The organism is Paractinoplanes durhamensis, assembly GCF_016862175.1.
Classification (GTDB): Bacteria; Actinomycetota; Actinomycetes; order Mycobacteriales; family Micromonosporaceae; genus Actinoplanes; species Actinoplanes durhamensis.
Map to the genome: position 1 here is coordinate 40194 of NZ_BOML01000002.1, position 18648 is coordinate 58841.

The 18648-nt window shown below is 72.3% G+C and carries 19 protein-coding genes and 1 riboswitch; of the genes, 8 read left to right on the top strand and 11 right to left on the bottom strand.

Annotated features, from left to right (window positions below; all coding sequences use genetic code 11):
* Nucleotides 1-25 precede the first annotated feature (25 nt).
* The 4 genes from Adu01nite_RS00300 to dxs all read right to left on the bottom strand — a co-directional run bounded on the left by Adu01nite_RS00300 (nucleotide 26) and on the right by dxs (nucleotide 5920).
* Nucleotides 26-1261 carry a PQQ-binding-like beta-propeller repeat protein gene (locus tag Adu01nite_RS00300; RefSeq protein WP_203724141.1) on the bottom strand — a complete coding sequence of 412 codons (1236 nt, stop codon included), beginning with the start codon at nucleotides 1259-1261 and terminating at the stop codon, nucleotides 26-28.
* Nucleotides 1258-2613 (bottom strand): PQQ-binding-like beta-propeller repeat protein, encoded by a 1356-nt coding sequence (locus Adu01nite_RS00305; RefSeq protein ID WP_203724142.1) that lies wholly within the window; start codon nucleotides 2611-2613, stop codon nucleotides 1258-1260. The genes Adu01nite_RS00300 and Adu01nite_RS00305 overlap by 4 nt, the downstream gene beginning before the upstream one ends.
* Nucleotides 2614-2617: 4 nt before the next feature.
* Nucleotides 2618-3922 carry an outer membrane protein assembly factor BamB family protein gene (locus Adu01nite_RS00310; RefSeq protein ID WP_203724143.1) on the bottom strand — a complete coding sequence of 435 codons (1305 nt, stop codon included), beginning with the start codon at nucleotides 3920-3922 and terminating at the stop codon, nucleotides 2618-2620.
* Between the two features lie 78 nt (nucleotides 3923-4000).
* Complete coding sequence (gene dxs / locus Adu01nite_RS00315; RefSeq protein ID WP_203724144.1) at nucleotides 4001-5920, bottom strand: 1-deoxy-D-xylulose-5-phosphate synthase; 1920 nt, start codon at nucleotides 5918-5920, stop codon at nucleotides 4001-4003.
* A gap of 127 nt (nucleotides 5921-6047) precedes the next feature.
* Nucleotides 6048-6129: riboswitch (ZMP/ZTP riboswitch) on the top strand.
* 12 nt (nucleotides 6130-6141) lie between these two features.
* Between dxs and Adu01nite_RS00320 the strand changes: the two genes are divergently transcribed.
* From Adu01nite_RS00320 to Adu01nite_RS00340, 5 genes are all read left to right on the top strand, one after another.
* Nucleotides 6142-6993 (top strand): bifunctional 5,10-methylenetetrahydrofolate dehydrogenase/5,10-methenyltetrahydrofolate cyclohydrolase, encoded by an 852-nt coding sequence (locus Adu01nite_RS00320; RefSeq protein WP_203724145.1) that lies wholly within the window; start codon nucleotides 6142-6144, stop codon nucleotides 6991-6993.
* A 137-nt stretch (nucleotides 6994-7130) separates the two neighbouring features.
* Complete coding sequence (locus Adu01nite_RS00325) at nucleotides 7131-7988, top strand: DNA-3-methyladenine glycosylase family protein (RefSeq protein WP_203724146.1); 858 nt, start codon at nucleotides 7131-7133, stop codon at nucleotides 7986-7988.
* A gap of 35 nt (nucleotides 7989-8023) precedes the next feature.
* Complete coding sequence (locus tag Adu01nite_RS00330) at nucleotides 8024-8362, top strand: PadR family transcriptional regulator (RefSeq protein WP_203724147.1); 339 nt, start codon at nucleotides 8024-8026, stop codon at nucleotides 8360-8362.
* Complete coding sequence (locus Adu01nite_RS00335; RefSeq protein ID WP_239132007.1) at nucleotides 8359-9168, top strand: ATP-binding cassette domain-containing protein; 810 nt, start codon at nucleotides 8359-8361, stop codon at nucleotides 9166-9168. Before Adu01nite_RS00330 ends, Adu01nite_RS00335 begins: the two co-directional genes overlap by 4 nt.
* Nucleotides 9169-9253: 85 nt before the next feature.
* On the top strand, nucleotides 9254-9928 hold the full coding sequence (locus tag Adu01nite_RS00340; protein ID WP_203724148.1) for a hypothetical protein: 675 nt from the start codon (nucleotides 9254-9256) through the stop codon (nucleotides 9926-9928).
* Nucleotides 9929-9931: 3 nt separating this feature from the next.
* On the opposite strand, the gene Adu01nite_RS00345 is transcribed toward Adu01nite_RS00340, so the two are convergent.
* Both Adu01nite_RS00345 and Adu01nite_RS00350 read right to left on the bottom strand, forming a co-directional pair.
* Nucleotides 9932-11248 (bottom strand): class I SAM-dependent RNA methyltransferase, encoded by a 1317-nt coding sequence (locus tag Adu01nite_RS00345; RefSeq protein WP_203724149.1) that lies wholly within the window; start codon nucleotides 11246-11248, stop codon nucleotides 9932-9934.
* Nucleotides 11245-13287, bottom strand: coding sequence for an APC family permease (locus Adu01nite_RS00350; protein ID WP_203724150.1), 2043 nt, complete (start codon nucleotides 13285-13287; stop codon nucleotides 11245-11247). Before Adu01nite_RS00350 ends, Adu01nite_RS00345 begins: the two co-directional genes overlap by 4 nt.
* 113 nt (nucleotides 13288-13400) lie before the next feature.
* Here Adu01nite_RS00350 and Adu01nite_RS00355 point away from each other — a divergent pair, with 113 nt between their 5' ends.
* Both Adu01nite_RS00355 and Adu01nite_RS00360 read left to right on the top strand, forming a co-directional pair.
* Entirely contained in the window at nucleotides 13401-14072 is a 672-nt protein-coding gene (locus Adu01nite_RS00355; RefSeq protein ID WP_203724151.1) for a potassium channel family protein, read from the top strand.
* Nucleotides 14073-14074: 2 nt separating this feature from the next.
* Complete coding sequence (locus tag Adu01nite_RS00360) at nucleotides 14075-14755, top strand: potassium channel family protein (protein WP_203724152.1); 681 nt, start codon at nucleotides 14075-14077, stop codon at nucleotides 14753-14755.
* Here Adu01nite_RS00360 and Adu01nite_RS00365 read toward each other — a convergent pair.
* The 4 genes from Adu01nite_RS00365 to dut form a co-directional block, all read right to left on the bottom strand.
* A complete protein-coding gene (locus Adu01nite_RS00365; protein WP_203724153.1) occupies nucleotides 14744-15502 on the bottom strand; it encodes a DUF3159 domain-containing protein in 759 nt (252 codons plus the stop codon). The genes Adu01nite_RS00360 and Adu01nite_RS00365 overlap by 12 nt on opposite strands.
* Nucleotides 15499-15876, bottom strand: coding sequence for an OB-fold nucleic acid binding domain-containing protein (locus Adu01nite_RS00370; RefSeq protein WP_203724154.1), 378 nt, complete (start codon nucleotides 15874-15876; stop codon nucleotides 15499-15501). Before Adu01nite_RS00370 ends, Adu01nite_RS00365 begins: the two co-directional genes overlap by 4 nt.
* 104 nt (nucleotides 15877-15980) lie before the next feature.
* The gene (locus tag Adu01nite_RS00375) at nucleotides 15981-16679 is read right to left on the bottom strand and encodes a DUF3710 domain-containing protein (RefSeq protein ID WP_203724155.1); all 699 of its coding nucleotides are present in this window, start codon (nucleotides 16677-16679) and stop codon (nucleotides 15981-15983) included.
* Between the two features lie 35 nt (nucleotides 16680-16714).
* Entirely contained in the window at nucleotides 16715-17188 is a 474-nt protein-coding gene (gene dut, locus Adu01nite_RS00380) for a dUTP diphosphatase (RefSeq protein WP_203724156.1), read from the bottom strand.
* A 95-nt stretch (nucleotides 17189-17283) separates the two neighbouring features.
* Here dut and Adu01nite_RS00385 point away from each other — a divergent pair, with 95 nt between their 5' ends.
* On the top strand, nucleotides 17284-17769 hold the full coding sequence (locus Adu01nite_RS00385; protein ID WP_203724157.1) for a DUF3093 domain-containing protein: 486 nt from the start codon (nucleotides 17284-17286) through the stop codon (nucleotides 17767-17769).
* Here Adu01nite_RS00385 and Adu01nite_RS00390 read toward each other — a convergent pair.
* Nucleotides 17756-18550: a hypothetical protein gene (locus Adu01nite_RS00390; RefSeq protein ID WP_203724158.1), complete on the bottom strand. Its 795-nt coding sequence runs from the start codon at nucleotides 18548-18550 to the stop codon at nucleotides 17756-17758. The genes Adu01nite_RS00385 and Adu01nite_RS00390 overlap by 14 nt on opposite strands.
* Between the last annotated feature and the right edge of the window lie 98 nt (nucleotides 18551-18648).

Consider the following 18648-nt stretch of genomic DNA (forward strand, 5'->3'; position numbering starts at 1 on the left):
GGTGTGAAGAGGCTGTAAGTGAAGGCTACCGAAGGGGCCATACGGCATACGAGGCGTCGACCAGCCGGCAAACGAGAAGGACGCCACTGGTCTGGCAGTCGCCGGAGACCCGGTCGGCGGTGCCGAGGTAGTCGATCCGGCGGGTGGCCGGGTCGAGCAGCCCGTAGTAGATCCGGTAGCCGGCGTCGGTGAAGCCGTAGAGCAGCCCGTCGCCGGCCGGGCCGAGGGCGTGCCAGTCGCCGAAGTTGCCGAGCGGCTCGCCGGTGGCCGGGTCGATCACCCACAGCACGGACACCCCGCCGCGGCCGTCGACGGCGGCGCTGGCCAGCAGGTAGCGGCCGAGCGGTTCGGCGTACGACCACCGGTCGTTGCGCCACACCTGCCGGCCGGTGGCCGGGTCGACGGCGGTGGTGCCGCCCGGCTCCCGGAACGAGCAGATCACCGTGCCGCAGTCGATCTCCATCCAGCTGTGCGACAGGTCGGCCGTGGTGTGCCACCGGCGTTCCAGCCCGGGCAGGCGGTACCCGTCGTAGCCGTCCCCGGTGTTCACCAAGATCAGATCCCCGGCCGTCTGGACCAGATCGTCGGACCGGCCGGCCAGCGGCGGCCCGGCGACCGAGCGCAGGAGTCGGCCGGTATGCGCGTCCCAGACCTCGATCCGGCCCGCGTCGGCGATCCGCACGATCCACGACGAGGAGGAGACGACCACCGTGCCGGCCGGACTGGAAACCCGCCAGCGCAGCGCACCGCTGCGCAGGTCGACCGCGTATTCACCGGTCGCGTCGGCCAGGAGGACGGTGTCGGCCGAGGGGGCGGCGACCATCCGGGCGGCCCGCCGCCACAGCGGGGTGCGCCCGCCGACGGTCTGCGCCACCACGCCCTGGATGCCGTCGGTGTTCGACCGGTACGTCACCACCAGCACGTCGCCGACGTGATTGACCCCGGTGACCTCGCCGACGAAGGTGACCATGGTCCGGCCCAGCGGCCGGGCGTCAGGCAGCCGGTAGCCGTCGACGGCCCAGCTCTGTACGGTCTCACCGGCCTGCGCCGACCCGGAGGCGACCACGAACAGCCGGTCGCCGTCGAGGTAGACGGTGTCGCCGAGCCGGGCCGGGACGATCGCGGGCGGCCGCGCCGGCGACCGGTGCGCGGCGCCGGACAGCAGGGCGAGCAGCACGAGCGAGAGGGCGCCGAGCACGGCCCGGTACGGGATCGGCCGCTCGACCGGCGGCACCTCCCGGACGAGACCGAGGTCGATCACGACCGGTACGCCCAGATCTCCAACCCGTCGTTGCCGCGACAGAACACGTACGCGTGGTTGGCGTTGCATTCGCTGACCGGCCCGGCGCTGGCCCCGAGGATCTGCACCTTGTCCCGGTCGGCGAGCACCACCCCGAACGCGCTGCGCCCGGCCGAGAGGGCCTTGCGCAGCACGACCGGCATCCCGGCACCGTTCCCGGTGATCTCGTCGTTCCAGCCGGTCAGGTCGACCCGGGCGGCGCCGGTGGCCGGGTCGGCGAGCCGCAGCGGGTTGCCGGCCGAGGCGCCGGTCTCGATCACGTAGTCGCCGAGCACCCCGAGGTCGACCGCGGCCGGCGCCCGCCACCGGACCCGCCCGGTGGCCGGGTCGAGCACGTCGAGGGCGGCCCGCGGCCCCGAGCACAGCACCCCGCCGCAGCTCGGCGGGTCGAGCAGCACCTCCGGGTTCTTGTGCAGCCAGAGCCGGGTGAGCGTGTCGGGGGCGTAGACGACGTCCTGGTCGGCCGAGCCGGACTGGCCGTAGTAGATGACCACCATGCCGCCGATGAGATCGCCGCCGACCGGGCGGTCGGCGCCGATCCGGGCGAGGCCGACCTTCCGCTGGACGACGCCGGTGCCGCCGTCGATGCGTTCCAGCCGGTCGGAGGCGACCACGATCACGTCGGAGTCGCGGAACAGGACGTTGACCGAGCCGGGCAGCGCGACCGTCCACCGCTGTTCGCCGGTGGCCAGGTCGACCCCGCGCACCTCGGTGCGGACCGGCGGTTCGACGTGCGGCTGGCCGGTGGACGAGAAGTAGAGCAGGCCCGGGTCGCCGGAGTCCTGGTCGTAGAGGGTGCCGTCGCGGAACACCTGGTTCTGCACGACGCCGATCCGGCCGCCGGGCAGCGGGGTGATGTTGACCTCGGACTGCCAGCGCACCCGGCCGGTCGCCGCGTCCACGACGGTGGTGGCCGGTCCGTCGCTGAGCAGCACGTTGTCGCCGGACTGCCGGGCCTGCCCGCCGCCGAAGCCGATGTCGTCCGGCCCGATCACCCGGCCCGGGTAGTGCACGGTCCACAGTTGGTGCGGCTTCGGGTCGACCGCGAAGGCGGTGGTGACGCGCTCGCCGCCGGAGCCGGAGACGGTGTAGATGCGGTCCCCGACCAGCCAGGACTGCGTCTCGGCGCCGCCGGGTGGCGGCACCGCGCCGAGGTAGCGCCAGAGCGTCGAGCCGGCCGGGGCGGCGCCCCCGAGGACGACCACCAGGACCGCGGCGAGGACCAGGCCGGGGAGGCGGTAGCGGTAGGCGGGCGGCGGTGCGGTGGGCGTCAGGTCGGGCCGGGTGGTCAGGTCCAGCTCGATCAGCGCCAACGGTTCACCCCTCCTGGTATGCCCAGACGACCAGCTCGCCGTACATGGTCCGGCAGATCAGCCGGGCGGGAGCGGCCTGGCAGTCGCCGGTGCCGGAGGGCAGCGCGGCCAGCAGGCGCGGTCGCAGGTCGCCCGGGTGGGCGACGGCGACCATGGTACGGGCTCCGTCGTCGACCGAGCGGATGAGCAGCAGGTTGCCGTCCGTCCCGGTGCCGGTCACCGGCCGCCAGCCGGCGAAGTCGACCCGAACGGTTCCGGTCAGCGGGTCGATCACGCCGACCGGGTCGGTGTCGTCGGATCCGCTGTACGCGATGAGCGACGCCCCGTACTGCACGACGCTCTGCCAGCCCCGGTGCGACCACCGCTGGTCGCCGGTGGCCGGGTCGATCGCCCGCACCTGACCCGGCCCGGCCAGGCAGGCCAGCATGCCGCACGCCTCGACCTGGTAGGCACCGTCGGCCGGCGCGGTCCACAGTTGCCGCAACGTCACCGGGTCGTAGGCGGAGATCTCCGGCGCGACCGTCCCGGGGTGCCGCAGCAGGATCACGCCGCCCGCGACGGCCGGGTTGTCGGGGTTGTAGTCGGCCGGCGGCACGGTGGTCGAGGCGAGCCGGCGACCGGTGTTGAGATCGTGCACGGCGAGCGTGCGGTCGTCGTGCACGAGCAGCATCCGGGACTCGTCGTCGGCGACGCCGGGCACGCCGAGCAGCACGGCGGTGGACGGCACCCGCACGGTCCACACGGTCTCGCCGGTGAGGGCGTCGATCGCCTGGATCGGGCCCTGGACCCGGCGGCCGGTGCCGGTGAGGCTGCGCACCGAGGAGACGGCGAGCAGGGCGTCCGAGCCGGCCACGGTGACCACGCTGCCGGCCCGCTCCCACTGGGCGGCTCCGGTGAAGGTGGAAACGGCGGTGGTGGCGGGTTCGCCGGCACCGACGGTCCACGGCCGCATCAGGACCAGGCCGCCGCTGAGCCGCAGCCGGTAGGCGGGGGTCGACTGCCCGGCCTGCCACCGCATCACCCCGTCGCCGAGGCCGTAGGAGGTGAGCAGCCCGAACGTCTGGGCGAGCAGCTGGCCGTCCTCGGTCACCGCGTACGTGTCGGCCGGCCCGATCTGCAGCCGGAAGAGCGGCGTCATCGGGGGTTTGGCCGGGGCCGCCGAGGCCCCGGCGAACAGCAGCACGAACGCTCCGAGCAGCGCCGCCGGAAACCAGGACGGGAACGTGGAGTGTCCCGGCGCCCGGTACGAGGGCGGTTCCCCGCGCTCGTAACCGAGATCGATCACGATCATGCCGCCGGTGTCGTCCATGGTCCAAAAATAACGACTAGATAACAGAACCGCCCCTCGGCGGTCCCGTTCCTCCGCGTTTGACAGCGTTTGGAACTTCTAAAGCGGCATCTCCGCGGCCGCCTCGTCCACCCGCGACACCCATTCGGTCACGTCGCGTGCGATGTCCTGTGCGGTGAGTCCCAAAGCGGTCAGGATCTCGGCCCGGCTGCCGTGCGGGTGGAACCCGGCCGGCACCCCGAAATCGCGCAGCGGCACGTCCACCGCGGAGTCGCGCAGCGCGCTCGCCACCGCGTCGCCGACGCCGCCGGCCCGCATCCCGTCCTCCAGGGTGACCACCCGGCGGTGCTGGCCGGCCAGGCCGATCAGCTCGATCGGCACCGGGCGCACCCAGCGCGGGTCGACCACGGTGACGCCGTAGCCCTGCTCGGCCAGCCGCTCGGCGACCTCGAGGCCGAGCCGGGCGAACGAGCCGACCGCCACCAGCAGCACGTCCCGCCGGTCGTCGTCGCGCAGCACGTCGATCTGGCCGAGCCGGCGCACGGCCGGGGTGTCCGGCGCGACCGAGCCGGTCGGGAACCGCACGATCGTCGGGCCGTCGTCGACCGCGATCGCCTCACGCAGCTCCTCGCGCAGGGTGGCCGCGTCGCGCGGGGCGGCGATCCGCATCCCGGGCACCACGCCGAAGACGCTCATGTCCCAGATGCCGTAGTGGCTCGGTCCGTCCGGACCGGTGATGCCGGCCCGGTCGAGCACGAACGTGACCGGCAGCTCGTGCATCGCGACATCGAGCAGGACCTGGTCGAACGCGCGGTTGAGGAACGTGGCGTAGACCGCGACCACCGGGTGCAGCCCGCCCATCGCGAGGCCGGCCGCGCTGGTCACCGCGTGCTGCTCGGCGATGCCGACGTCGTAGGCGCGGGCCGGGTATTTCTTCGCCAGCGCGGCGATGCCGGTCGGCTCGGCCATGGCGGCGGTGATGCCGACCACATCGATCCGCTCGTCGGCGATCTTCACGAGCTCCTCGGCGAAGACATGCGTCCACTTCACCGACGGCTTGGCCAGCAGCTTGCCGGTCTCCACATCGAAAGCGCTGCTCGGGCCGTGCAGGCGGTCGGCCTCGTCCAGCTCGGCCGGCTGGTAGCCGTACCCCTTGCGGGTGACCGCGTGCACGATGACCGGCGCGTTGTAGCCCTTGGCCCGCCGCAGCGCCGACTCCATCGCGACGATGTCGTGGCCGTCGATCGGCCCGATGTACTTGATGCCGAGGTCCTCGAACATCGGCTGCGGGCTGACCGCGTCCTTGATGCCCTTCTTGACCGCGTGCAGCACCTCGTAGGCCGGCTTGCCCACCACCGGGGTCGAGCCCAGCGCGTTTTTCACCAGGTCGAGCACCCGCTCGTAGCCCGGGTTGAGCCGCAGCGTGGACAGGTGGTCGGCCAGGCCGCCGATCGTCGGCGCATACGACCGGCCGTTGTCGTTGACCACGATGACCAGGCGGTTCTTGGCCGAGGCGATGTTGTTGAGCGCCTCCCAGCACATGCCGCCGGTGAGCGCGCCGTCGCCGACCACGGCCACCGTGTGCCGGTCCTCGCCGCGCAGCGCGAACGCCTTGGACAGGCCGTCCGCATACGACAGGGCGGTGGAGGCGTGCGAGTTTTCAATAAGGTCGTGCTCGCTCTCCGCCCGCGACGGGTAGCCGGAGAGGCCACCGCGCTGGCGGAGCAGGTCGAAGCCGTCCTGCCGGCCGGTCACGATCTTGTGGACGTAAGCCTGGTGGCCGGTGTCGAAGAGCACCCGGTCCCGCGGCGACTCGAAGACCCGGTGCAGGGCGAGGGTGGTCTCCACCACGCCCAGGTTGGGTCCGAGGTGACCGCCGGTGCGGGACACCTTGGCCACGAGGAAGTCACGGATCTCGGCGGCCAGCTGGGTCAGCTGCTCGGTGGTGAGGCGCTTGAGATCAGCGGGAGAGCTGATGGACGCCAGAAGGCCGGCCGAGGCGGAAGGGGCTTCGCTCATGGATGCGAAGTCTATCGGCGTGATCCCACCATGCACGCCGCGCGAACGGTCAGTGCGAGCTCCTACACACAACTTCCACATGACTGTGACCGCCGGGTGACCGTTCCGCCGAGCATCGGGCATCCTTATGGGTGGACGCGACTGGCGGGACGAGGATGGGTAACCATCGGGGAGCCGGACGTGGGGAGTCGACCGCCTGGGCCCCCGCGCCGAGGAGCCCCATGCCCGCCCGCCTTCTTCCCGGCGCCCCGGTCGCCGAGGCCGTGCTCGCCGACGTCACCGCCCGCGCCGCCAAGCTCCGCGAACGCGGCGTCGTGCCCAGCCTCGCCACCATCCTGGTCGGCGACGACGACGCCAGCGCCGGCTACATCCGGATCAAGCAGCGGCAGGCCGCCGAGCTCGGCTTCGAGTCGCCGCACCGGCACCTGCCCGCCGACACCACCCAGGAGCAGCTGCTCGAGGTGATCGCCGGTTTCAACACCGACAAGAACGTGCACGGCGTCCTGATCCAGTACCCGATTCCCGGCCACCTCGACTACGACGCCGCGCTGCAGTCGCTCGACCCCGACAAGGACGTCGACGGCATGCACCCGCTCAACATGGGCCGTCTCGCGGTCGGCCTGCCCGGTCCGCTCCCCTGCACGCCGGCCGGCATCGAGGCGCTGCTCGCCCACCACGAGATCCCGGTGGCCGGTCGCGAGGTGGTCATTCTCGGTCGCGGTGCCACGCTCGGCCGCCCGCTGGCGATGCTCCTGGCCCAGAAACGCCCGACGGCGAACGCCGCGGTCACCGTCGTCCACACCGGCGTCGAGGACTGGCCGCGCTACACCCGGCGTGCCGAAATCTTGATCGCCGCCGCCGGCGTCCCCGGAATCATTCGCCCCGAACATGTCAAACCGGGCGCGGTGGTCATCGGCGCCGGCGTCCGCTACGCCGGCCGCCGCCTGCTCCCCGACGTCGACGAGTCCTGCGCCGACGTCGCGGGCGCCATCACCCCCCGCGTCGGCGGCGTCGGCCCGACCACGGTCGCCATGCTTTTCCGCAACGCCATCGAAGCGGCAGAAAGAGCATGAAATCCATATAAGTACGCCCATGAAGAGTTCCCCATCGACGGCGCGGCCCGGGCGATCCGCCCGGGCCGTTGCGCGCCCATCGGGCAAAGGCGTGCCGTTGCGGCAGGATCGACGGGAACCCGGCCGAAGGAGCAGTCATGCCCGAGCACAGGACCGAACGAGAAGTGGCCGGCCCGTGGTCGCTGGCCACGTCGCGCACCTTCTGGGAGGGATTCGGGCCGGCGGCCCTGCGCTACCAGCCGGTCAACGGGACATTGCGGACGGTCTTCCTGGTCGAGCGGGACTGGTCGACGGCCGTCGTGACCGTGCGCCAGGAGGACACCACCGCGCACCTGACGGTGACCGGCGAGGGCGACCTGGCCGCGGCCACCGAGCAGACCGCCCGCTTCCTCGCGCTGGACATCGACGCCACCGACTGGCCCGCCGTCGGCACCCGCGACCAGGTCATCGCGGCCGCCCAGGCCAAGCTCCCCGGGCTCCGGCCGTGCGGCTTCCACTCGCCGTACGAGGCGGCCACCTGGGCCGTGCTGTCCCAGCGGCTGCGCGTGCCCCAGGCCGCCCAGCTGCGCACCGCCCTGATCGACCGGCACGGCCACGAGGGCGCCTTCCCGGCCCCCGCCCTGCTGCGCACCCTGGAGCTGAACCTGCCCGGCCGCAAGGCCGAGTACCTGCGAACGGTGGCCGACGCGGCCCTGGACGGCACCCTCGACGGCACCCGCCTCCGCGAGCTCGACCCGGCCGCCGCCGTCGCCCAGGTCCAGCAGGTGAAGGGCCTGGGCCCGTTCGCCGCCGAGCTGGTCGTCCTGCGCGGCGCCAACCACCCCGACGCCGTCCCCCGGCACGAGGAACAGCTCCTCGACGAGATCACCGTCCAGTACGGCCCCGACGCCACCCTCGACCAGGTGTCCCCCGCCTGGCAGCCCTTCCGGACGTGGGCGTCGGTGCACCTGCGCGCGATCCGAGCGCTCCACAGCACCACAAAAGAGCGGGACTAGTCAGAGAGGCTGGTTAGCAGCTAGTCTGCCTAGCCATGACGATCTCGCGCCCGTGGCTGCACGGGTTTCTCGATCTCTGCCTGCTCGCGATGCTGCGCGAGAAGCCCGACTACGGCTACGGCCTGGCCCAGCGCCTGGCCGCGGCCGGCGTCGCCGACGTCCCCGGCGGCACGCTCTACCCCGCCCTGCTCCGCCTGGAGCAGCAGGGCCTGGCCGAGCCGAGCTGGCACCCGTCCGAGTCAGGCCCGCGCCGGAAGTACTACGCGATCACCCCGGCCGGCCGCGACGAGCTGAATGCCCAGGTGGCGGCGTGGGAAGTGTTCCGCGGCGGCATCGATGTCCTGGTGGCGGCAAGCACCGAGGAGCGGCGATGAGCGGCTGGGACCACCGGTTCGAGGCCGAGCTGCTGCGGCTCGGCGTGCAGCCCGGCCGGGCACGGCAGCTCACCGAGGAGACCGCCCAGCAGGCCGCCGAGTCCGCGGCCGAGCCGGACGGCCTGTTCGGCCCGGCCCACCTCTACGCCCGGCACCTGGTGTCCGAGCTCAACACCGCCGCCCTGCCCCTGTCCGGCGGCGAGAAGGGCCAGGTCCGGCTGCGGCTGACCGGTGTCGGCAAGCGCTACCGGCGCCGCACCGTCTTCACCGGCGTCGACCTCGAGGTCCGGTCCGGCGAGGTGGCCGCGATCGTCGGCGCCAACGGCTGCGGCAAGTCGACCCTGCTGCGCATCTGCGCCGGGCTGACCCGGCCGAGCACCGGCCGCATCCAGCGCACCCGCCGGGTCGGTTTCGTGCCGCAGGACGCCGGCACCGCCGGCTGGCTGACCGCCGACGAGCACTTCACCCTGTTCGGCGCGGCGGCCGGGATGGCTCCGCGCCGGTCCCGCTCCACCGGCGAGCACCTGGCCGCCCGGCTGGCCTGGCGCCCGGCCCGCCGCGAGCTGACCCAGCACCTGTCCGGCGGCACCCGGCAGAAGCTCAACCTGGTGCTCGGCGAGCTGCACGCCCCCGACCTGCTCCTGCTCGACGAGCCCTACCAGGGCTTCGACCAGGGCACCTACCTCGACTTCTGGAAGCAGGTGCTGACCTGGCGCGACGCCGGCCGAGCCGTGGTGGTGGTCACCCACCTGCTGCACGACCTGCAGAACGTCGACCAGGTCTACGACCTGGGAGCAGTCGCATGACCGCCTGCACCGAGCGGCACCGCCGTGACCTGCGCACCAAGGCCGCAGGCGAGGGCCAGAAGGGCATGCCTAAGGAGGGCTCAGCATGACGGCGCTGGTCGTGGCGGCCCTGTCCGCTCGTGAGGTGAGCCGGCGGCGGACCGCGCTGCTGCTCGTGATCGCCCTGCCGCTGTGGTTCTACCTGGTCCGGCGGGATCAGACCGGCCAGTCGATGCGGATGCTGACCCTCGGCATCGGCTGGGCGGTCTCCACGCTCACCCTCTTCGTGGTGAACGCCTCCCGCGGCGTCGACCCCCGGCTACGCCTGAGCGGCGCCTCCACCGCCGCGGTGATCGGCGGCCGGCTGCTCGCGATGACCGCCGGCGGGGTGGCCCTGGCCACCGGCTACTGGATCCTGGCCGCGATCGACCAGCACCTGGACCGGCCCGGCACCGCGCTGCTGATGATGGCCCTGACCGCTGCCCTCGCGGCCCCGCTGGGCGGCCTGGTCGCCGCGTTGCTCCCACGCGAGCTGGAAGGCGCCCTGGCCCTGCTCAGCGTGTGCGCGGTGCAGATGCTCGCCGACCCGGCCGGCCTGACCGCCAAGCTGATGCCGTTCTGGTCGGCCCGCGAGATCGGCACCTACGCGATCGACGCGACCGGCCCCGACTACCTGTGGCGCGGCCTGGCCCACGGCGCCGTGACCTGGCTGATCTGCGCCGGCGGCACGTGGGCCCTGTTCGCCTGGCGCCTGCGCCTGCCCCGCTATCCGGAGCCGTAGGGGTCAGACCGGCTCGATCAGGGCGACGCACTCGACGTGCTGGGTCATCGGGAAGCAGTCGAACGCGCGCAGCTCGGTCAGCCGCCAGCCGAGCTCGCCGAAGGTGGCGACGTCGCGGGCCAGCGCGGCCGGGTCGCAGGCCACGTAGGCGACCGCGCGCGGCCCGGCGTCGGCGATGCCGCGGACCACCCGGGCGCCGGCGCCGGAGCGCGGCGGGTCGAGGACCACCAGGTCGACCGGGGCGGTGATCCGGCGGCGTTGCAGGGCCACCTCGACCCGGCCCTCGACGACCTCGACGGCGGGCAGGTCGGCGAGGCCGGCCCGGGCCGCGGCGCAGCTGAGCGGCGACGACTCGACCACCGTGGTGCGGGCCCCGGTGTGCGCGGTGACGGCCGCGGCGAATAGGCCGGCCCCGCCGTAGAGATCCCAGGTCACCTCGCCGGCGGCGGGCCGGAGAAGTTCGACGACGGTCGCCGCGAGCGTCTCGGCGGCGGCCGGGTGGATCTGCCAGAAGCCCTCCGGCCGTACGTGCCATTCGCGGCCCGCCGCCACCTCGGTCACCTCGGCCGGACCGGACAGCTGCACCCGGCTGCCACCGGCGGGCGCGTCGGTCGGGTCGTCGGCCGGTCCGGCCCCGGCACCGCTCGGCCGGGTCAGGACGGCCACGTCACCGCCGGTGGACGCGATCGTCTCGACCGCGTCGGCGTCCGCCCAGTCGTGCGACAGCACGTCCAGCTCCTGGATCGCCGGGTGGGCGATGATGCAGCGGTCGATGGCGACCACCTGGTGCGAGCGGTGCTGCAGCAGGCCGGGCCGGCCGGCCGCGTCGACCGCGTACCGGACCCGGCTGCGCCACCCGAGCAGCCGCTCCGCCGCACCGTCCGCCGACTCCAGGGGGCGGGTCGGCGACGCCGCGGTCGGCAACGGCTCGACGCGTACCGGAAAATCGGCCAGCTTGGCCAGCCGCCGAAGCTGTTCCCGGACGACGTCGCCCTTCCACCGCAGCTGGGCGTCGCTGGCGACGTGCTGCAGATCACAGCCACCGCAGCCGCCCGGATGGGCGAAGTGGCACGGGGCCGTCACCCGATCGGGCGACGGCGCGAGGATCTCGACCGCGTCGGCCCGCAGATAGCCCTTGTGCCGCTCGGTGATCTCGACGGTGACCCGTTCGCCGGGCAGCGCGTGCCGCACGAAGAAGACCCGGTTGTCCAGTCGCGCCACGCAGTGGCCGCCGTGCGCGGGAGCACCCACGGTGAGCTCGACGCGGTCACCCTCCACGAGGTCGAGGCTCGGGTCGAAGGTCGTGGGGTCGGAGATCATGTCTGCGGTTCCTCGCTGCTGGTCTCGGCCGGTGGCTCGACCTCGGTGGTGCGGGTGCGCGGGCCGCGGGCCGGCACCCGGCCGAGCGCCCGGTCGAAGCGTTCCAGGTCGCGGTCCTGGCTGGAGCGCAGCTGCCACGGCACGCTGGTCACCATGACGCCGGGCTCGAACAGCAGCCGGCCCTTGATCCGCAGCGCACTCTGGTTGTGCAGCAGGTTCTCCCACCAGCGGCCGACCACGTACTCCGGCACGAAGACGGTGACCACGTCGCGGGGCGAGCCGCGCCGCATGCCCTTCACGAAGTCGATGATCGGGCGGGTGATCTCCCGGTACGGCGAGTCGATCACGGTGAGCGGCACCGGGATCTGCCGGCGCTCCCACTCGTCCTGGATCGTGCGGGTGTCCTTGTCGTCGACGTTCACGGTGATCGCGGTGAGCGTGTCCGGCCGGGTCGCCTGGGCGTAGGCGACCGCCCGCAGGGTCGGCATGTGCACCTTGCTGACCAGCACGATCGCGTGGTTGCGGCTGGGCAGCACCGGCCGTTCCTCGGTCGGCTCCAGCTCCCGCGCCACCCGGGTGTAGTGCTTGCGGATGCCGAGCATCAGCAGGTAGAGCGCGACCATCGCGGCGATCGCGATCCACGCCCCGAGCAGGAACTTGGTGACCAGCACGACGATCAGCACCGCGCCGGTCAGGCCCATACCGAACGCGTTGATCGCCCGGGACCGTTTCATCCGGCTACGACGGGCGGGGTCACGCTGCGTACGTAGTAATCGGTTCCAATGTCGGATCATCCCGCCCTGGGAAAGCGTGAACGACACGAACACGCCCACGATGTAGAGCTGGATCAGCCGGGTGGTCTCCGCCTGGAACGCGACCACCAGCACGATCGCGGCGATGGCCAGCAGCACGATGCCGTTGGAGAAGGCCAGCCGGTCGCCGCGGGTGTGCAGCTGGCGCGGCAGGAAGCGGTCCTGGGCGAGGATCGAGCCGAGCACCGGGAACCCGTTGAACGCGGTGTTCGCGGCCAGGAACAGGATCAGCGCGGTGACCGCCCCGACGATGTAGAGCAGGACCGACCCGGCCCCGAAGATCGTCTCGCCGAGCTGAGCGGTAACCGTCTTCTGGTCGTAACCGGGCGGCCCGGAGACGATCTGAGTGGCCTGGTCCTCGACGTACTGCAGGTGGGTCACCCGGGCCAGGATGATGATCCCGACCAGCATGATGATCGCGATGCCGCCGAGCAGCATCAGCGTGGTGGCGGCGTTCTTGCTCTTCGGCGGCTTGAAGGCGGGCACGCCGTTGGAGATGGCCTCGACCCCGGTCAACGCGGCACAGCCCGAGGAGAACGTCCGCAACATCAGGTAGGCGAACGCGAAGCTGGTCAGATGGTCGTGCTCGGCGGTGATCACCAGGTCGGCGCTGGGCGCGCGCAGGTCCTGGCCGAGGACGAAGACCCGGAACAGGCCGGTCAGGATCATGCCGACGATCACCACGATGAACGCGTACGTCGGGATGGCGAAGGCCGTTCCCGACTCGCGCAGGCCACGCAGGTTGAGCGCGGTCAGGATGACGATCGCGGCGACCGCGAACGGCACCTTGTGCTCGGCCACGAACGGCACCACCGAGCCCAGGTTGTTCACCCCGGCCGCGGTCGACACCGCCACCGTGAGGATGTAGTCGACCAGCAGCGCGCTGGCCACCCCCAGCCCGGCCCGCGGCCCGAGGTTGACCGTGGCCACCTCGTAGTCGCCGCCGCCGGACGGGTAGGCGTGGACGTTCTGCCGGTAGCTGGCCACCACGGTGACCATCACGACGGCGACCGCGAGCGTCACCCACGGGGAGATCGCGTATGCCCCCGCACCGGCGATCGAGAGGGTCAGGAGGATTTCGTCGGGCGCGTACGCCACGCTCGACAGCGCGTCGCTGGCGAACACGGGCAGCGCGATCCGCTTGGGCAGCAGCGTGTGCTGCAGCTTGTCGGAGCGGAACGGCCGGCCGAGCAGCAGCCGCTTGGCGAGGGAGGTCGTACTTGCCACGAGTGCCAAGGGTACGGGCGCAGTTCCCTACGCGTATGCCGCCCCGGCCGCCGCCCCCAACGAGCACATGGCACTCTCACAGATGTGAGCATTGATCCGGAAGGGCGCGACACGTGCACGTGGTGATAATGGGGTGTGGCCGGCTCGGCTCCACGCTCGCCCAGAAGCTCGAGGAGCGCGGCCACTCGGTCGCGGTCATCGACCAGAATTCGGACGCCTTCCGCCGGCTCGGCTCCGAGTTCGCCGGCATCACCGTCACCGGCGTCGGCTTCGACCGGGACGTGCTGCGCGCCGCCGGCATCGAGCGCGCCGACGCGTTCGCCGCCGTCTCCAGCGGCGACAACTCCAACATCATCTCCGCCCGGCTGGCCCGCGAGACGTTCGGCGTCTCCCGCGTGGTGGCCCGCATCTACGACGCCCGCCGCGCCCAGGTCTACGAGCGGCTCGGCATCCCCACCGTGGCCACCATCCGGTGGGCCGCCGACCGGATGTTCCGGCACCTGGTCCCGGAGGGCACGGTCGAGGTGTTCCGCGACCCGACCAGCGTCGTCTCCATCGTCGAGGTGCCCGTGCACCGCGACTGGGTCGGGCGCACACTCAAGGCGCTGGAGGAGCAGAGCGGCGGCCGGGTGGCCTACCTGATGCGCTTCGGCATGGGGACCCTGGGCACACCGTCCACCGTCATCCAGGACGGCGACCAGGTCTTCATGCTGGTCACCGATGACACCGTCGGAGACGTACTGGACATCGCCGCCGGCTCGCAACAGTCGAGGGAAGGGCACTGATCATGCGGATCGCCATTGCCGGGGCCGGCAACGTCGGCCGGTCGATCGCCCAGGAGCTGATCGGCAACGGCCACCGGGTCATGCTGATCGAGCGCCAGCCCCGCCAGCTCAAGCCGGAGCGGGTGCCGGAGGCCGAGTGGGTGCTCGCCGACGCGTGCGAGCTGTCCAGCCTCGAGGAGGCCGACGTGGCCGGCTGCGACGTCGTGGTGGCCGCCACCGGCGACGACAAGGCCAACCTGGTGGTGTCGCTGCTCGCCAAGACCGAGTTCGCGGTGCCGCGGGTGGTGGCCCGGGTCAACCGGGCGGAAAACGAGTGGCTGTTCACCGAGCAGTGGGGCGTGGACGTCTCGGTCAGCAAGCCGCGCCTGATGGCGGCGCTGGTCGAGGAGGCGGTCACGGTCGGCGACCTGGTCCGGCTGATGACGTTCCGGCAGGGCGAGGCCAACCTGGTCGAGATCACCCTGCCCCGGCACGCGCCCTACGAGGGGAAGCCGGTGCGCAACGTGCCGCTGCCCCGGGACGCCGCCCTGGTGGCGATCCTGCGCGGCAAGCGCGTGGTGGTGCCGACCCCGGACGACCCGCTGGAGGCCGGCGACGAGCTGATCTTCGTCTGCACCTCGGAGGTGGAGGACCAGATCCGCGCGGTCGTCCTCGGCAACGACAGCCGCGAACTAGGCGGCTGAGGGGCCCGGCTCCTGGGTGCTGGTCACCCGGTGGATGGCCCAGGCGGTGAAGGCGAACGTGGCGGCGTAGATCGGCCAGCTGATCAGGATCCGGACGATGCCGAGCGCGTTCGCCTCGTTCTGCGCCCACAGGTAATACTGAATTCCGGCCCGCAGGCACAGCGACACCACCCAGACCAGGGTGAGCCACTGGAACGTCCGGAACAGCCGGCTGTTGCCGAACCAGTCCTGGTGCCCCTTGTTCGCCATGATCCCCCACGCGTAGCCGATGAGGGGCTTGCGGACGAACACCGACAGGAGCAGCACCGCGGCCTGCCCGAAGGTCAGCAGGATGCCGGGCAGGTAGAAGTCTTTCGCGTCGCCGGTGCGCCAGGCGAGGTAGGCGCCGACCGCGATGCCGAACAGCCCGTTGATCGCGTGCCGCACCGGCTCCTTGCGGAACAGCCGGTAGACGCCGATGCCGGCCGCCGAGATCACCGAGCCGGCGATCGCCCAGTAGAGCGCGGTCTTCTTGTCCAGGCCCAGGACGGCGTCGCCGAGCAGGACGTTGAGCAGGACGAACGCGAGAACGGGCAGGCTCGACTCGATGAGACCGCGCACCCCGCCCAGCTGCTCGGCGATCTGCTCGCTCATCGAGGGAAGCGGTTCCTCGACCTCGTGCAGGTTGAGCTCTTCGACGACCTCCTCGGCGAGCCTCTCCTCCACGGTTTCGTGCGCGGCGTGACGCGGCTCGTTGCCGGGTGTCACCGGGGCGCCTCCAGCTCGTAGAACGGGTTGTAGATGACCTTACGGTCGTCCCGGATCGCTATCCGGCCACGCGCGGTGAGCTGCCGCCCCGGCTCGATGCCGGCGATCGACCGGCGCCCCAGGAAGACGAGCGTGACCACATCGCTGCCGTCGTAGAGGTCGGCCTCCAGCGTCGGCAGGTTGGTTCGAGGAGTGTACGCCACCGTGCGCAGCCGTCCGGACACCGAGACGACCTGCCCGCGGCTGCACTCACCGGCCGGCATGGCGCCGCACTTGGCGCTCTCCCGCTGCAGATGCTCGGCGTCCAGCTCGGAGTCGGTGGCGGTCAGCTGTTTGAAGAACCTGCGCAGACCGGTGCGCTCATCGGTCGACATGATCTCTCCTGACCCCGCAACGGTGGACGGCACAGTGTGCGCACGTGCCGTCCGTCCACGGTACGCCGGAAGTGCCCCCGGTGACCTCCGTCACCGGGGCCTGCTTACGGGTGCCGGCCGTTGGTGCCGGGCTGCGGACCGGCCTGGGCCTCGGCCTCCTCGGCCTCGGCGGCGGCCTGCTCGGTCATCTCCTTGGGCAGCTGCAGCGGCAGCGCCTCGCGGACCGGCCGGGCCTCGGCGTCGCGGACCACGACCAGGCCGGCGAGCACCTCGCGGAGCACACCCTCGCGGCCCGGGTCGGCCGCGGCCGCGCCCTGGTAGAGGGCCCGGACCATCCAGCGCGGCCCGTCCACCCCGACGAACCGCACGTCGGCCGGCCCGTCCGGGGTGTTGACCCGGGCGGTCAGCTCCACCCCGTACGGCCCCTGGATCTCGCGCGGCGCCACCCCGTCCGAGGTCATCGCCTCGACGATCTCGGCGCGCACCTCGTCCCAGATGCCCTCGGACTTCGGTGCCGCGAAGACGCCGAGCTGCAGCGCGCTCTCGCCGTCGACCAGCACGATCTGCTCGACGCCACCCTCGGGGTTGGCCTGGACCCGGACCTCGACGCCCTCGACCGCGGGGATCTGCAGGCTGCCCAGGTCGAGCCGCTGCACACCCTCCGGGGCGTACTTCGCGTCCCACGGGCCGTGCTCGGGGGCCGGCGGCTCGTCGTCGGCCGCGAGGCTGCGCTCGAGCGCCTCCGAGGGCGGTGCGTCGGTCGCACGCACGTGCTTCGGGCCGCCGCGCTTACGGGAGAACATCACTGCCACCTTCCGTCTTCCGTTTCGGTGTTGCTTCAGTCCTGCGGCTGCCGCGGCGGCAGCGCGTGGTGCCCGCCGGTCGAGCCGGTCCCGCCGGCACCGCGTGCGGTGTCGTCGAGCTCCTCGACCACCTGGAATTCGGCTCGCTCGACCCGCTGAAACACCAGCTGGGCGATGCGATCGCCGCGAGAGATCTTGACCGTGTTCGCCCGATCGTGATTGACCAGGATGACCAGAATTTCGCCGCGGTAGCCGGCGTCGACCGTACCGGGCGCGTTGAGGACCGTCACACCCAGGCGAGCGGCCAGTCCCGAACGGGGATGCACCAGCCCGACATAGCCGTCCGGGATGGCCACCGCGATGCCGGTGCGCACCGCGGCGCGGGCGCCCGGAGCGAGCTCGGCGTCCTCCGCCGCGACCAGGTCGGCACCCGCGTCACCGGGGTGCGAGTAGGCCGGCAGCGGCAGGTCGGGGTCGAGCCGGCGGATCGGGATCACTACGTCTGCCAAGGCGAAAAATCCTCACTGAATGCATCGGCCGGGGCGGGGTCCAACCCTGCCATCCTGCCGTGCCCACCCACGGAGGCGCGCCGTACCCTTCCAGGGTGACACCGGAGTCTCCCGCGCGCACGACCGAGCCCGCCGCCTACACCGAACGGCTGGGTGTCTCCCCGTGGGCCTGGGCCGCCGCGGTGGCGGTCGACCTGATCGTGGGCGTCGAGGTGCTGCTCAGTTTCCCGAGCATGCCGGCCTGGGTCCCGTTCGCCGTCCTGGCCCCGCTGACCGCCGCCGTGCTGCTCCGGGCCGGCCGGATCACCGTGACGGTCACCGCCGGCGAGCTCCGGGTCGACGACGCCCGGCTGCCCCTGTCGGTGATCGCCGACGTGATCGCCCTGGACGCGGCGGGCAAGCGCGAGTCGCTCGGCGTCGGCTCGCACCCGATGGCCTTCATCATCCAGCGGCCGTGGATCGGCCCGGCGGTGCAGGTGCTCCTCGACGACCCGGCCGATCCGACACCCTTTTGGGTGATCAGCACGCGGCGCCCGGTCGAGCTGGCGACCGCCCTGCTGAACGCGGCTAACCTTCGATGATCTTGGGGCGGGAACGCCTCAGGTCCTTCTGCACATGCTCGCCGAGTGACTTGGTGGCCCGGCGGTTGAGGAAGCCGGCGACCGCGGCCCCGGTCAGCAGCGGACCCATCGTGCTCAGGCTGCGGCCGAACCTGCGCAGCAGGCTCTTCTGCAGGTCACGGCGCGCGGCCGTGCCCAGCATGGTGGCCATCCCCACGCCCGGCAACAGCGGGTTGATGCCACGCTGCTGCGACCAGGCCTGAACGAGCGACAGCGCACGCTGGCTCGGGCTGCCGACGATCGGCCGCCCGTAGACCTCGTGCAGCTCGCCGAGCAGCTTCAGCTCGATCGCCACCACCGTGACCGTCTCGGCGGCCAGCAGGATCGGCGCGGACAGCAGGGTGGGCGGAGCGATCCACTCGACGGCCGCCACCCCACCGCCGACCGCGCCGACACCGGCCGTCGAACGGGCGGCGTTGCGGATCAGGCGCTCGGCCAGGTCGTCGTCGTCCAGGCCGGGGAAGTGCCGGTGCAGGGTCGTCCTGTCCCGGATCGGCACGTGCGGCGCCACATCGGCGACCACGTCGGCCATCCAGCGCAGCGCGGCGCGCGGCCGGAACAGCTGGCCGAGCCCGCGTCGCCGGATGTCACCGACCAGCCGGCCGAGCAGCTCACGCCGGCCGGCCGGTTCCAGGTCGTCCGCGGTCAGCGCGGCGACCGTGCGGCTCAGCTCGACATCGGCAGCGGCCTGCTCGGGTTGCTCGCCGCTGCCATCGGCCTCCAGGTGGTCCGGGTGGCTCATGGTGTCCTCCCGTCGTACATCACATCGGCTTCGATGCAGATGCCCGGTGAAGTTCCCTGTTCAAACCAACACGATCCAAACCAGGGAATGCCCGCACG